At 42.3% G+C, this 14824-nt stretch carries 13 protein-coding genes; all 13 read right to left on the reverse strand.

Translation table 11 applies throughout. The annotated features are described in order from the left end of the window. Positions 1-298 precede the first annotated feature (298 nt). Positions 299-1117, reverse strand: a complete 819-nt coding sequence (gene proB, locus CTER_RS08860) for a glutamate 5-kinase (protein WP_004625082.1) — start codon at positions 1115-1117, stop codon at positions 299-301. A gap of 155 nt (positions 1118-1272) precedes the next feature. After that, positions 1273-1962, reverse strand: coding sequence for a phosphatase PAP2 family protein (locus tag CTER_RS08865; protein WP_004624889.1), 690 nt, complete (start codon positions 1960-1962; stop codon positions 1273-1275). Between the two features lie 189 nt (positions 1963-2151). After that, the gene (locus tag CTER_RS08870; protein WP_004624966.1) at positions 2152-3117 is read right to left on the reverse strand and encodes an ABC transporter ATP-binding protein; all 966 of its coding nucleotides are present in this window, start codon (positions 3115-3117) and stop codon (positions 2152-2154) included. Next, positions 3114-4097, reverse strand: a complete 984-nt coding sequence (locus CTER_RS08875) for an ABC transporter ATP-binding protein (protein ID WP_004625079.1) — start codon at positions 4095-4097, stop codon at positions 3114-3116. The genes CTER_RS08870 and CTER_RS08875 overlap by 4 nt, the downstream gene beginning before the upstream one ends. Before the next feature lie 12 nt (positions 4098-4109). After that, the gene (gene nikC, locus CTER_RS08880) at positions 4110-5024 is read right to left on the reverse strand and encodes a nickel transporter permease (RefSeq protein ID WP_004624823.1); all 915 of its coding nucleotides are present in this window, start codon (positions 5022-5024) and stop codon (positions 4110-4112) included. A 4-nt stretch (positions 5025-5028) separates the two neighbouring features. Next, positions 5029-6045 (reverse strand): ABC transporter permease, encoded by a 1017-nt coding sequence (locus CTER_RS08885; protein WP_004624901.1) that lies wholly within the window; start codon positions 6043-6045, stop codon positions 5029-5031. A gap of 112 nt (positions 6046-6157) precedes the next feature. Continuing rightward, positions 6158-7747: an ABC transporter substrate-binding protein gene (locus CTER_RS08890; RefSeq protein ID WP_004624793.1), complete on the reverse strand. Its 1590-nt coding sequence runs from the start codon at positions 7745-7747 to the stop codon at positions 6158-6160. Positions 7748-8216: 469 nt separating this feature from the next. Then, the gene (locus CTER_RS29260; RefSeq protein WP_083908955.1) at positions 8217-8342 is read right to left on the reverse strand and encodes a cyclic lactone autoinducer peptide; all 126 of its coding nucleotides are present in this window, start codon (positions 8340-8342) and stop codon (positions 8217-8219) included. 20 nt (positions 8343-8362) lie between these two features. Continuing rightward, positions 8363-9274 carry a hypothetical protein gene (locus CTER_RS08895; RefSeq protein ID WP_131469400.1) on the reverse strand — a complete coding sequence of 304 codons (912 nt, stop codon included), beginning with the start codon at positions 9272-9274 and terminating at the stop codon, positions 8363-8365. Positions 9275-9535: 261 nt separating this feature from the next. Continuing rightward, entirely contained in the window at positions 9536-10534 is a 999-nt protein-coding gene (locus tag CTER_RS08900) for a GGGtGRT protein (RefSeq protein WP_004624876.1), read from the reverse strand. A gap of 21 nt (positions 10535-10555) precedes the next feature. Beyond that, positions 10556-11248 (reverse strand): iron-sulfur cluster assembly scaffold protein, encoded by a 693-nt coding sequence (locus CTER_RS08905; RefSeq protein ID WP_004625019.1) that lies wholly within the window; start codon positions 11246-11248, stop codon positions 10556-10558. A 170-nt stretch (positions 11249-11418) separates the two neighbouring features. Further along, entirely contained in the window at positions 11419-13494 is a 2076-nt protein-coding gene (locus CTER_RS08910) for an RNA degradosome polyphosphate kinase (protein ID WP_004624743.1), read from the reverse strand. Positions 13495-13517: 23 nt separating this feature from the next. Continuing rightward, positions 13518-14824, reverse strand: a 1307-nt coding sequence (locus CTER_RS08915) for a Ppx/GppA phosphatase family protein (RefSeq protein ID WP_004624746.1), incomplete at its 5' end; no start/stop codon positions are given.

Below are 14824 nucleotides of genomic sequence, written 5' to 3' on the forward strand. Positions count from 1 at the left end.
TACCCCCCCAATCGTTTTATAACTCTCCATGTGCACGGTATCAAAAGATATTCGCCCACATACTGAAAATTATATTTGCTTTTTAAGGGTAAGTATTTACATTTTTACGCTGTTTTTTTAGGTTTTATATCATTTCTTCATAAGTTCACCGGTTCCATTTCCATTTGTCCGTCATTCATGTTTATCTTTCCCTGATATGCCATAAAATCGGAAAACCCTGTAAAGCAACAATCTTTTATGACTGCTTTACAGGGTACATTTTACCTTTAATTCCTTTGTCCGTATAATTGCTCTTTGACTAATCCCTTCCCACAAATACGGTTCCTATCTCGTCACCGTTTATAATGTCCATAACTGATTCAGGATGGCTGCCATTGGTAAGCACCACATTAACCCCCGCTTTAGTAGCTATTTTTGCCGCTTTGAGCTTGGTAACCATTCCCCCTGTCCCGCGCTTGGTTCCGGCTCCATCTGCGTAGCACTCTATCTCGGGAGTTATCTCCTCTATCACAGATAACATCTTTGAGTCGGGATTCTTTCTCGGATCGCAATCATAGAAGCCGTCTATATCGGAAAGTATTATTAGAAGGTCGGCTCTTATAAGCTTTGCGACTATGGCCGACAGGGTGTCATTTTCGCTGAAGGTATCTTTCTGTCCGGCTTTGAGCTCTACTATTGACACAGAGTCATTTTCATTGACTATGGGTACTATGCCCTTTGCCAGCAGTGTTTCAAAGGTATTAACAACATTTCTGCTGCAGGTTTCGTCACCCACCACATCTCTTGTCAAAAGGATCTGCGCCACTATATGCCCGTACTCGGAAAAGAATTTGCTGTACATGTGCATGAGTTCACACTGCCCCACAGCCGCAACGGCCTGCTTTTCACGTATGGTCTTGGGCCTTTCGGGCAGCTTGAGCTTGTCCACTCCCACCCCAATGGCCCCTGAAGAAACCAGGACCACTTCTTTCCCCTGGTTTGAGAGGTCGGATAAGATCCTTGCAAGCTTGTCTATCCTTGTGAAATTTATTTTTCCGGTTTCATATGTCAATGTGGATGTTCCCACTTTAATAACAATACGGTGTGCCTCTTTCAGTTCTTCTCTTTTAAACCCCATTGCGACCTCCATGCCGGGCTGACCGGATATACTTGAAAATAAAAAAATATTATATATTCTCTAATTATACAAATAATTAATATTTATACAATAAAAGAATTATATAATATTTTTGCTTATTGGTAAAGAAAGCATGAATTATAATAAGATTCTCTTTATTCCGACAATCCCTTCACCCGCTTCTGCAGGGTCAATATCTCACGCAAATTTTCAAGTTTTCTGATAACATACTCATTTTCAAACACCAGGAACAGTATAATCCCTAAAATAGTGGAGGCAACCGCATCCAGAATACTGTGCTGCTTTACAAACCAGGTGGACATATATATGGATACACATATGACGGCTGATGTTACCTTTAGTATAAGGTTTTTGTTATGCTTGAATATAAACATGGTGATCAACAGGGTGTCCAGCATATGAATGCTTGGAAAGCAGTTGTAGGGCTTATCATTGCCGTAAATCATCAGAACCATTTTCTGAAGGAGGTTTGTACCCGGCACATGCGGCCTGGGCACTGTGGTGGGGAATATGAAATATACGGCGAAGCATACCATCATCCCTGTAACTATGCTGAACAAAAGCTTGTAATAGGTTTTGCAGTCTTTATACGCCAGAACAACCAATGCGCCGAAGGTATAAAAATACCAGAATACATAGGGCAGGATAAACCACTCATTAAAAGGTATGTATTTATCCAGAAATATGGTGATGTCATATGCCCTTGTAGTAGTCAGGTTGATTAGAAAATACAACCCCTGTGCCGCAGGTATCATCAGTATGAATAACAGTCTATATAAAAATCCTGTTTTTCCGTTAGCCTTTAATAAGTCAGTTTTGTTCATCATTTTTCTCCTGTTGAGTGGTATATTATTGCTGCAACATAATACTTTACGTACCATTCTGAGATAAGTCTGTTTTTTGACGCAAATAAACCTCCTGAACATTCAAAAGGCCGGTGTTCAGGAGGTTTCTGGTCCAGTTAACCTGACCTGCTGTGCCGGTTTAGGTTAACTTATATTCAAGTGATATTTTTAATACAGCTTACAGGCTACAAAATGCCCCGGTGAAACTTCTTTCAAGCCAGGTTCATCCCTGTCGCAGCCTTCGATTTTCTTAAAGCAGCGTGAACAGAAGCGGCAGCCCTCAGGGAGGTTGATTGGGCTTGGCACATCACCTGAGAGGATTATCCTCTGCTTTTTGGTGTTTGGATCAACCGAGGGTATGGCCGACAGTAGCGCCTGTGTATAAGGATGCATCGGATTGGAATACAGCTCCTTCTTTGGTGCCATTTCCACCAGCCTCCCAAGGTACATGACGCCTACCCGGTCACTGATATGCTTCACCACATTCAGTCCGTGGGCAATGAAGAGGTAGGTGAGTCGGAATTCCTCCTTCAGTTCATCCAGCAGGTTGAGAACCTGTGCCTGTATTGACACATCCAGTGCTGATACAGGCTCATCACAGACAATCAGCTTGGGCTGCACGGCAAGTGCACGGGCAATGCCCACACGCTGGCGCTGTCCTCCCGAAAATTCGTGGGGATAGCGGTTTCTCTGATGATTTGCCAGACCTACGCAATTCAATAAATAAGTTACTCTGCTTTCAATCTTTTCCTTTGGCAGCAGGTTATTAATCCTGATTGGCTCGGCAATGATGTCACCCACTGTCATTCTCGGATTCAATGAGGCATAGGGATCCTGAAAAATAAGCTGAATGTCCTTGCTGTATGCACGGCGCTTGGCTTCAGACAATTTTGTCAGATCCGTGCCTTCAAATATAATCTGCCCTTCTGTGGGTTCATAAAGGTTTACCAGCATCTTTCCGATGGTGGTTTTTCCACAACCCGACTCACCGACCAGACCAAGGGTTTCACCTTTATTGATACTGAAAGATACGTCATCGGTGGCCTTTAATACCGAGGTGGGACGGCCGAAAAAGTCATGATCCAGCGTGAAATACTTCTTAAGGTTTTTTACTTCAACCAGAACTTCACTCATGTTCGTTTACCTCCTTGTCTTTCATCTTCATAAAGGAAGCAACGCACCTTGTGCCCATCCTTTTCCACCAGTTGGGGCATTTCCTTCCGGCAGCGGTCCATACAACTGTCGCAGCGGTCGGAGAACGGGCAGCCTGCCGGCATGTTCAAAGGATTTGGCACCATACCCTTTATCATATAGAGAGGTTCATCGTTCTCATCCTCGAGTCTTGGAATGGAGCGAAGCAAACCCAGTGTATAGGGATGGAGAGGATTTTCAAACAGTGAACGCACATCTGCTTCTTCGACTATTTTGCCGCAATACATTACTATAACATGGTCGGCAGCTTCGGATACCACGCCCAGGTCATGTGTGATAAGCATTACAGCCATATTGAATTTTTCACGCATATGGTACAGCAGATCCAGTATCTGGGCCTGTATGGTAACATCCAGCGCAGTTGTCGGTTCATCGGCAATCAGGAGTTCAGGATTTCCTATCAATGCCATAGCTATCATAACCCTTTGCCTCATACCTCCGCTCATTTGATGAGGGTAATCATAGGCACGCTTTTCAGCCGAGGGTATTCCGACTATCTCCAGCATTTCGATGGTACGCTTGAGAGCTTCCTTTTTGGAAACCTTCATATGTGTCATAATACTTTCCATGATCTGATCCTTGATCCTGTAAACCGGATTTAAGGAAGTCATGGGCTCCTGAAAGATCATTGAAATCTGATTTCCGCGTACCGAACGCTTTTCAGCCTTGCTCATCTTAAGCAAATCCTTGCCCTTGAACAGGATTTCACCCTCCGCTACGCGGCCGGGGTCCTGAAGCAGGCCCATTATGGAAAGGGAGGTGACACTTTTACCCGAACCCGATTCACCTACTATTGCAAGTATTTTACCTTTATCTAAAGAAAAACTGATGTCGTCAACAGCATTGACTACACCTTTTTTTAGTTTGAATTCTGTTTTTAAATTTTTAACTTCAAGTAACATGTCTGCACCACCTTAATTCTTTCTGGATTTCGGATCAAGAGCATCTCTCAAACCATCGCCCAAAAGATTGAATGCCAATACTGTGATTGTAATTGCCAGGCCCGGAAAAATGAGGGTATACGGTGCGGTAAAAATGAAGCCCCTTGCACGTCCCAGCATATCGCCCCACTCCGCAACAGGCGGCTGTACTCCAAGGCCCAAAAATCCAAGGGCGGCAGTGTCCAGTACTGCAGTGGAGATTCCAAGTGTTGCTCTTACAACAATGGAAGAAAGTACATTCGGCAGAATATGCTTAAAAATTATCCTGCTGTTCTTGTTGCCGATAACCCGTGCCGCCTGTACATAGTCATTCTCTTTTACCGAAAGGATACTTCCCCGCACTATACGTGCGTATTCGGGAATTGAAACAAGCCCTATTGCAATAACCGCTTTGTCAATTCCCTTTCCAAGTGCGGCCATAAAAGCTATTGCAAGGAGAATGGAAGGAATGGCCAGCATCATATCCATAAAACGCATGATGATTATATCTGCCTTGCCTCCAAAGTAACCTGCTATGGAGCCAAGCACAACACCTATGGTAAGGGATATGACCACAGCACTCAATCCAACGGTAAGAGATATTCTGGCACCTGATATTATCCTGCTTAAAATATCACGGCCCAGCTGGTCGGTGCCGAACCAATGGTCCGGGCCCGGCTTCAAAAAGCTCTTGCTCATGTCGGACAGGTTTGGATCGTAAGGCATTATCAACGGTGCCAATATGGCAACCAGAATAAGAAAAAGTATAATACACAAGCCAACTACGGCAGCATTATTTTCACGCAGGGCCTCCCACATTTCCTTGAGCCGGGATTCCGGTTTTTCAAGAGGAAGGGCTTGCTGTAATGAATTTTCTTCAACTTCTGCTTTTAAATCTTTAAGTTTCATAAAGTTAAGCCTCCTTCTTGGAAAATTTAATTCTTGGATCAAGAAATGCATAGATAATATCTACTACAAGGTTGATCAACACAAAAATACATGCAATCAGCAATACAATTCCCTGAACTACGGGAAAATCCGATTTCAGTATGCATTCAACAGTGTAATGTCCAATGCCCGGCCATGAGAAAACAGTCTCGGTGAGCACTGCTCCGCCCAGAAGTGAGCCCAGCTGCAGACCGATAACAGTGGTAACCGGTATCATTGCATTCCGGAGCGCATGGTGGGTGATCACTCTCCCGTCTTTTATGCCCTTAGCCCTGGCAGTACGGATATAATCCTGGTTCAAGGTGTCCAGCATGCTGGAGCGGGTCATTCTTGTTATGATAGCCATGGAATACATTCCAAGAGCCAGAGCAGGCAGCACCAGATGCTTTACCGCATCAACAAAGGCTTCCATGTCACCTGAAACCAAGGTGTCAATCATGTAGAAGCCTGTACCGCCATACGGCTGCAGCAGCGGATCAATTCTGCTTCCCGAGGGTAATATGTGCAATATGCCCGAGAACAGGATTATGAGCAGAATACCGAGCCAGAATATGGGCATGGACACACCGATCAATGCAAGAATCATTCCGGAATTGTCAAAAATAGAATTTTTCTTTACAGCTGAAATGGCACCAATCAGGATACCTATTATTGATGCCAGTATAATTGCTGCTATTGCAAGTTCTATTGTAGCCGGGAAACGCGACATTATTTCTTTCATTACCGGAGTCTTGGTGTAATAGGAGGTACCGAAATCTCCGGTAAAAGCACCTTTGATAAAATCAAAATATTGAATATATATGGGAGAATTCAAGCCGTTTGCTTCACGCCATTTTTCTACCGTTTCGGCTGTCGCATGCTGTCCCAGGACAATGGGAGCCGGGTCTGGAGAAAATACACGCATTATAAGGAATACTATGACAGAGACTCCAAGAAGTACCGGAATCAGCATAAGTATACGTTTGACTATATATTTTAACATCTTTAACAACCTTTCCCTAATATCTTTGCAAAATAATATCTGCCAGAAGTGCAAGGTCACACTTCTGGCAGCATATACGCACAAAATTGTGTCAGTTACAAATATAACTCAATTAGTCTTTGGAAGCTTCGGAAAGGAATATAACTCCTGTGGTATGGTAGTTGAAGTCCTTTACATTGCTCCTGTAACCAACAAGCGTCGTAGCATGAGATATTGGAAGCCAAACAGCTTCTTTTGCAGCCATTTTTTCAAGGTCGGTGTAAACCTTGTTACGTTCGTCACCGTTTGGTATGGTGAGTCCCTTTGCTATCAACTCCTTGTATGCCGCGTTGTCATAACGTGCAACATTCATTCTTGGATCTTTGTCGGCCATCAGGTTCATGAAGTTGTCCGGATCACCGTTATCGCCTATCCAGCCATAGAAACAGATATCATAATCTCCCGCTTTAACCTTTTCCTTGTAGGTTGTCCAGTCAAAAGCATCAATTGTTGCAGTTACACCAACATTCTTGAGATAACCCTGGATTGCTTCGGCAAGAGCCTGGCCATTAGCCGTATTGTAAGGTCTTGGGTTTGTGTATGTGATTATATGCAGCTTGTTGACACCCGCACCGGCAAGCGCTGCTTTGGCAGCAGCCTGGTCAAAGGCAACCTGTGCTATGCTTGCATCATATCCCGGTATAAAGGTTGGAAGTACTGAAGTCGCAGGCTCTGCATAACCCTGGTATAAGCTCTGCACAAGCTCGGGAACATTAATGGCCTGAGAAATTGCCGTACGTACCTTTACATCATTAAAAGGAGCTCTGGTTGTATTGTAGGCCAAATAGTTTATGTTCATGCCCTGTGCCTTATATATCTTGTTTCCTGAACCCTCGATCTGCTGTACTACTGTTGCATCGATTCCGTCGATGATATCGGCTTCTCCGTTGTCAAGTGCAACAACTCTTGCCGAATTATCAGGGATAAACTTGAATATAACATTGGTAGTTACAGCCTTTTCACCCCAGTAATTGTCATTGCGCTTCAGAACTATGTTCTGACCCTTTGTCCAGCTTACGAAGGTGTATGGGCCTGTTCCGACCGGATGTTCGTTTACATTGTTGCCGTTCTCCTCCAGCGCCTTCGGACTTATCATAGGCGCACCCATACACATGGCAAGATTGTTAAGGAATGGTGTGCTTGGAGCTGTCAGGTTGATTTTAACAGTCAAGTCATCAACAACCTCAACATCTTTTACCGAACCAAATACGAAACCTGCATAAACCATATCTTCGGTAACCTTGGGCGGCAGCTGGCGGTCAAGGTTTATTTTCACCGCTTCGGCATTAAAATCGGTTCCATCCTGGAATTTGACACCCTTCCTGAGATAGAAGGTATATGTAAGTCCGTCATTGCTTATATCCCATTTTTCTGCGAGAGAAGGTTCGATTTGTGTCGAATCCTTGCTATACTTTAACAGTCCTTCATAAATGTTTACTATGACCTTTCCTGATTCACCGTCATCCACAAGTGCAGGATCAAGTCCTCTCGGATCTGCACCCTGTGCATAAATGATTGTGTCCTGCGCTCTACTCTTGGCGCCTCCGCCTGATGCACCCGCCGTTGAACCGGCAGATTTATCGCTCTGTCCGCAGCCAGCCAGACCGGTCAGGGTCAAAACAGCCGATAAAGCCAGAGCTAATACTCTTTTGTTTCCTTTCATGATAAATCCCTCTTTTCATTATTTTATCTAGCATGTTTCTCTTCTAACACTGTAGCGTGCTAAAACATAATTAAAAACGCTTAACATAAGAATGTTAAGCGTCCTTGCTTAAATTAAGATAATTTTATCATTATTTTTGCAGGCTTTCAATATAAAAATATCATTTTTAAAAATACTTTGGGATATATAACTCGAAATACCCGTATTATAGCGTCTTTAAACCGCAATTCATCTTAACTTTTGCATATTAACAGGTTTAAACCTTCAAGCTTTTTGACTATACATTATTTTTCCGCACGTCAGCCCATAAGATACGATTTTTTCGTTTTCGGCCGCCATGTTCTCCATATAAAAAGAGAACCCCGCAATTAACTGCATAAGGTTCTCCCTTTATATCCCGAAACAAAAAACATGGCAAAATATAAAGCCTGTATTAAATTGGTATAGGCACCAAGGGAACGGCTAATACCTATTGGATCTTTGGTACTCTTGGCTGGTGGAATCCCCACATGCAAGCTGGCTTTACTCCAAACAACAATACTATAATATACAAAAGACTTGATAAGATGCTATAAAAGAATATCTTCATTGTCATCCCTCCTTATACTCTTAAACTTACCTACGGTAGTCTGTTGTATTACCCTTATACAGACTATTTGATACTTCCTTAATGCCTATGCCAAATTCATTCAATTTCCACATAATATTATCATATTCTCCATTATTTGTATACAATTGAATTTCTTTATATAAGCTTTCCAGCTTATCAGTGGCGCCCTTTTTGTCATTAACCTCCAAATTTCTGATATAATAGGAGCTCAACAGCAAACTTATTATATTCGCAATGGGAAACAGGACTATGCCGATAACGACAACAAATTGTGTAGCCAGTGGAATAGCCACAAGAGCTTTATCATACACAACGGCCTTATACATTACGAACATGAACGCTATATTAAATACCCCAAACAAAGAGAATATGACTGATAGTTTAGTATTTGAAAAGATATGCTTGAACATCTGTCCTTTCAGCAAAGTTCTTTTCCTGCATACAAAGTATAAAAGTATTGAATACTGCAGCACTCTTGCCGGCAGGGACAACCCGAAGTAAAGTCTGAAGTCATTGCATATCTCCTCCATAGTGAGTCCGGTGCTGTACAGTACAAACGGCATATAAATAAATTCCGACAACCCGATTGAAATAAAACCGATCAATAGGAATATAAAGGCTTTTCCCATCCATTTCATACAACTTGCATCCCCAAAAATGTCATTGGTTAATACTATCAGTATGTAAAGCACTACAGGAGGTATGAATTGATATATTCCACCTTCTAAACCGTTATATCTGAGAATATTGGATAATAGAGCAACAACACCGGTGGGAAGGAATACTCTAAAATAGTCAAACTTATTTATAAGCCTTTTACAGCCCGGTTCCTTCCAGTATTCAAATTCCCCTACCAGTATTAATACAAACATTACAAAGTAAAATTCTTCCGGAATAGAGACCAATAATGTATTCATTATAACTTTCTGAAATATGCTGTGCTGTAGTAAAGTGTCAAACATTTATACTCTTTATACTCCTTATTCAATAAACCCATTGCTAATTTATGTAAATTTTTCAAATCATTATACATTTTAATACAAATACTGCCTTTTGTAAATAGAATATATTGCCCTTATACAATTAAAAAGTCCATAAAAAAACAATGCACGTCATAATATCTCCAAAATGACATACATTGTTAATTTATAATCTCGTATGAATCTTTATAAAACCTCTTATTTAGCGGTTTCTTCCACAGCAACTGCAACGGCAACCGTCATACCAACCATTGGATTGTTTCCGGCACCGATAAGGCCCATCATTTCAACGTGGGCAGGAACTGAAGATGAACCGGCAAACTGGGCATCACCGTGCATTCTGCCCATTGAGTCGGTCAGACCGTATGAAGCAGGACCTGCAGCCATGTTGTCAGGATGCAGGGTTCTTCCTGTCCCTCCGCCTGATGCAACCGAGAAGTAGTTCTTTCCATTCTCATGGGACCACTTCTTGTAAGTTCCTGCAACCAGGTGTTGGAATCTGGTCGGGTTGGTTGAGTTACCGGTGATGGAAACGTCAACATTTTCCTTCATCATTATAGCTACACCTTCAAGCACGTCATTTGCACCGTATACTCTAACCTTTGCCTTGTCTCCGTTAGAATAAGCCTTTGTCCTGACAACGTTTAAGGTGTTGTTTGAGAAATCGTAGTCTGTTTCAACATATGTAAAACCGTTTACCCTTGAAATTATGTAAGCGGCATCCTTACCAAGTCCGTTCAATATAACCTGGAGCGGTTCCTTTCTTACCTTGTTGGCTGTCTTTGCTATACCGATAGCACCTTCGGCAGCCGCAAAGGATTCATGTCCTGCAAGGAAGCAGAAGCATTTGGTTTCTTCTTTAAGAAGCATTGCTGCAAGATTTCCGTGGCCTATACCCACTTTTCTTGAATCTGCAACCGAGCCGGGAATACAGAAAGCCTGCAATCCGAGTCCTATTGCTTCCGCAGCTTCGGCAGCTGTCTTTACGCCTTTTTTAATTGCTATACCGCAACCAAGAGTATAAGCCCATACTGCATTTTCAAATGCTATCGGCTGTATTCCTCTAACAATTGCATCCACATCTACACCTCTGGCAGTACAGACATCCTTAACCTCTTCAAGGCTTTTGAATCCGTACTCGGCTAAACATTTTTCTATTTGAGCTATTCTTCTTTCATAACCTTCAAATCTAACCACAGTATTCACCTCTCTCTTTAATTATTCGTGTCTTGGATCAATTACTTTAACCGCTTCGGCAAATCTTCCGTATGTGCTTATGTTCTTCTCATAAGCTTCCTTGGGATCTACACCCTTTTTGATCATATCCATCATTTTTCCAAGGTGTACAAACTTGTACCCGATTATTTCATTGTCACTGTCCAGTCCGATGTTCAATATGTAACCTTCAGCCATTTCAAGGTATCTAACACCCTTGGCCTTTGTTGCAAACATTGTTCCCACCTGTGAACGCAAGCCCTTGCCCAGATCTTCAAGACCTGCGCCTACTGGAAGACCGCCTTCCGAGAAAGCCGACTGAGTTCTGCCATATGCCAACTGCTTGAATATTTCTCTCATTGCAACATTTATAGCATCGCAAACAAGGTCGGTATTCAAAGCTTCAAGAATAGTTTTACCTTGCAGGATTTCAGCTGCCATAGCTGCCGAATGGGTCATACCTGAACAACCGATTGTTTCAACCAATGATTCTTCGATGATACCATCCTTTACATTCAAAGTTAACTTACAGGTTCCCTGTTGAGGTGCACACCAGCCTATACCGTGTGACAATCCTGAAATGTCTTTGATTTCTTTTGCTTTTACCCACTTACCCTCTTCAGGTATTGGCGCAGGACCATGATCTGGACCCTTTTTAACAACACACATATTTTCTACTTCATGTGAGTAATTCATTTGAGTTCCCCCTTCACATAACTATTTTAAAATTTTAATTCATTAGCCATTTTTAATGGTGTTATTTGCTGTTAAATACCAGCATTTATTATACCATAATTATTTTATTTGTAAGTAGTTTTTCGTTAAAAAATCTACTATATTGTTTTATTTCTAAGTCATTTTGAAGCTCAAGCCCGGTATTCCGGCTTTGTTTCAGCCATTCTGCAGAAGATCTGCTGGCTGTCACACCTGTCCTCTCCATTGATTGCATTGACCTTTGTATACCCACCGTCCGGATTTAAAACCCTGGCCTTCACATTATCCTTCAAGCATAGCTGAACAATCTTCAATACCTTTTCCCTGGCCTCTTCACTCTCCACAGGAAACAGAAGCTCAACCCTCCTGTCAAGATTTCTGGTCATCCAGTCGGCACTGGAAAGAAAGACAAGTTCAGCGCCACCACTGTAAAAATAGTATATCCGGCTGTGTTCCAGATACCTGCCGACAATGCTCATCACCCTGATATTTTCCGATACTCCCGGAAGCCCCGGTCTCAGACAACATATTCCCCTCACAATGAGATCTATTTGTACACCTGCACAGGAGGCACTGTAAAGTGCATTTATTATGCCTTCATCAACAAGAGAGTTCATTTTTGCAATAATTCTGGCCTTTTGGCCTCTTGTGGCATTCTCCTCTTCTTTTTTAATCAATCTCATAAATTTATCACGCATATTCAGGGGGGATATTGCCGTTTTAAAAAGGTTCGTAAGCTTTGAATAACCTGAAAGCATATTGAATAGAGCCGAAGCGTCGGCCCCCATATATGGGTTGGAGGTAAAAAGACCCAAATCGGTATAAATTTTTGCAGTCACATCATTATAGTTGCCAGTGCCCATGTGAACATATCTTTTTAATTCGTTTTCCTCCCGTCTTACTATCAATAAGACCTTACAATGGGTTTTCAGCCCCACAAGACCGTATATGACGTGACATCCCGCCTTTTCCAGGCGCTTTGCCCATATTATGTTATTGTGCTCATCAAACCTGGCCTTCAGTTCTACAAGTACCGTGACCTGTTTACCCTGTTCGGCCGCCCTGATCAATTCATCAATAATGGGGGATTTTCCGCTTACCCTGTATAAAGTCTGTTTTATGGCCAGAACATCCGGATCAGTTGCGGCCTGCCTTATCAATTCTATTATGGGATCAAACGCTTCATAGGGATGATGGACCAGGACATCCCTTTTGGCTATCAGCTCAAAGATATCCTCGCAATTTTCAAAATCCTCATTTTGTACCGGAGGCCTGGGTACATATCTTAAGTTGTCAAAGTTTTTTATCTCATAAACCTTCATTAACAACGTAAGATCCACAGGCCCGTCCACAGCGAACAGTTTATCCCGGCTTACCTCTATTTCCTCCTCCAGGATTCTCAAAAGGTTTTCCTCTATGTCCTGTTCCACTTCCAGTCTTGCTGCCGCGCCCCATTTTCTTTGCTTCAGGGAATCCTCTATTGTGCTCAGCAAGTCCTCCGACTCCTCCTCATCCAGTGTAAGATCGGCATTCCTGGTTATCCTGTAGCAGCTGGAGGATATTACATTATGTCCTGTAAACAGGGAATCCAGCTTCATCCTGATCATGTCCTCAAGCAAAATGAAATACTTGTTTTCATCTGCTGCGGGTAATTCTATCAGCCTGTTGAGGACCGACGGAACCTGGACGGTGGCAAACAGTGGTTCCCCTTCCGAGTCCTCCTTATCCTGCACAAGGATGGCAATGTTCAGTGTCTTATTTAAAATCAGGGGAAAGGGTCTGCCCTGATCAACCACCATTGGAGTTAAAACCGGATACACGTTTTTTTGGTAATAGACATCAATGAAAGCCTTCTGGCTGTCGGTTAAATCCGCCGGTTTGGCCAGTATTATTCCCTGGCTTTTCATTTCAGGCAAAAGTAAACTATTGTAACAGCGGTAAATATCCGAAAACATGTCCTGTGTTCTGGTCAATACCCTGTCCAGCTGCTCACCGGGTGTCAGTCCCGAAGGATCGGTCTTGTCCAGGCCTGCAATTACCTGCTCATAAAGAGGCGCAACTCTGACCATAAAGAATTCATCAAGATTCGCACATGCTATCACCAGAAACTTCAGCCTCTCCAACAGAGGATTTGTAAGATCCTGTGCCTCATCAAACACCTTCCTGTTAAACTCCAGCCAGCTTAATTCCCTGTTTATATATTTACTTTGAACAAATTGATTTGTCATATTGCCTCCATTTATACGCTTAATTAATTGTCACTGTTAACTATTTGTATATATGGCTTTATGCCCATAACCTCTTCGAAATAATCAACATTTTCTTCAACCGACCATTTTTCCAGCTGAATGTCCCTGGCAGAATATACATAAAACGTGAGCAGATCATTATCTTTACTTATTTTCAGTCTTTTGATTTTTTGTGTGTGGGAGCTGTCCATTGATTCGGCAAATTTTAGTATGGCAGATAGCTTTGCCACTCTGATCTTATCTTTATCATTGAGATCTACATAGTTCTTATGGAGCCTGGACGGAATTTTTGATGTGTGGTAATAAGCGACATTTGCTATAATTTTCTGCTCTTCGTCTGAAATTCCAAGAATACTCTGCATTTTTATAATGTTGTAGGTCTGCTTCTCATGCCTGGTAAATCCGGCATAATTCCCGGCATCATGAAGGATGGCTGCTATTTGCAGATACAGCCGGTCCTTTATATCAAGTTTGCTGGTTTCAAGGCTTTGATCAAAAATGGAAAGTGCTGTTTTAACTAACATATGAGGCATGTTTTTTATTCCACACCGTACTTTTTTGTCAATTTTCCACACTGCATTTATTATATTGGAATTGGAACTGCCTCCGCCGGAAGTACTTCTGTCGGCAATATCGTATAAGAGCCCGTACCTGTGGGAAGCGGCCGGCGCCAGTATTTCTTCCGCTTTGGTCATCTTTATGAAGGAATTGAAAAGAATCACAGTGGGCAGCAATATTTCAGCTTCTCCTCTGCTTATATCATAAAAATCGGTAATCTGATTTATACTCATGCCTTTCAGCTTATTATACAAATCGGTCACTACACCGGTCTTTATCTGGGGAATCTCTTCCCCGGCAAGTGATATATCCTTTTGAATAATACCGAGTATGGTTTGCATCTCTCCGCCAAGGCCAATGAAATTCCTTATTTTCATGCTCCTTATGCTGCTCTTTATCAAGTAAAGCTTGCTCTCAATAAATTCTTCCATTATCCTGGGATAGTCAATAGACATGGACTCCAGGCCTGCCAGCATTTCTCTCAATCTGAGGGAACCCAGCTTCAGATATTCGGTAAAAATAAGCCTGCCGTTTCTCTGCGCCGACACTTCCACTCCCCCCGAGGAGATGTTGACAACCAGAACCGGTTTGTTATGAAGATATTTTTTCTCATTAAGTTTATTTTTTAAAGCCAGATAGCTATAATACCTCTCCTGTGCATTATTGATTATCTCAACCCTGATTCCTGTCTTTATACCGATTTGATCTATTATATACTCACTGTTTTCCGCTTCCCTTAACCCGCTTGTTG

The organism is Ruminiclostridium cellobioparum subsp. termitidis CT1112, from assembly GCF_000350485.1.
GTDB classification, from domain to species: Bacteria; Bacillota; Clostridia; order Acetivibrionales; family DSM-1351; genus Ruminiclostridium; species Ruminiclostridium termitidis.